Source organism: Bacillus cereus group sp. BfR-BA-01356, from assembly GCF_022663635.1.
Classification (GTDB): Bacteria; Bacillota; Bacilli; order Bacillales; family Bacillaceae_G; genus Bacillus_A; species Bacillus_A cereus.
Window position 1 is genome coordinate 1 of the sequence record NZ_JAKUFX010000287.1, and the last position, 709, is coordinate 709.

Here is a 709-nt window from a genome sequence, read left to right on the forward strand (position 1 = left end):
CTAGAATGGGAGTTTCACCCATAAAATTCGAACAAATAGTTAGGCTGTGTAAGAGTCAGCCCCTCCATTTCACGCCGCTACGTTTATAGGAGAACTTGGCGTACCATAATCCGGGAACTCATCCACAATAATGTGATGGTAAGGCGAGACGTTTGGTTCCCTACGGAATACCGCATTCTGCATACTCAGCAATACAAATTTTCCTAATACGTTTGAAAGGTCTGCTAATTCCCCTTTCGCAGTATTCACAAGTAAAATACCACCTTGTTCCAAATGTGTATCGAAATCAAAATCAGATTTTCCAAACAAAACACGACGTATTAAAACGTTTGAAGCTAAATCTTTTAAGATGTTGCGTAAACCTTTTACATATTCTTCTTCTCTGTCATAATGCATCGGTTGTCCGCGGTATTTTCCTGATTTATAAACTGCTGGTTCCCCTTGAAAATCCATCTTTTCACGAATAGTATTATCAAACCACTCGTCAATTCCTTTTATAATCTTATATTCGTTTTTTTGGTCACGTGAAGCAGCTCCGGTTTGAACAAAATCATATAACTTTTCGACCTGTACCTTTAATAGTTTATGCATACGGTGAACACGTTCTACATCGTCGTAGGGTAAGCGCCCAACGCCTTTTCACATTACTGTGATAGGTTTTCAAACGCTCCCCTCCGAACCGTACGTACATGTTTCCATGTATACGGCT

At 39.8% G+C, this 709-nt stretch carries 1 pseudogene; it reads right to left on the reverse strand.

Annotated elements, in window-relative coordinates:
* Positions 1–69: 69 nt before the first annotated feature.
* Positions 70–618 (reverse strand): annotated as a pseudogene (locus MR168_RS33040) (type IV secretory system conjugative DNA transfer family protein); the annotation flags it as partial.
* Positions 619–709 lie beyond the last annotated feature (91 nt).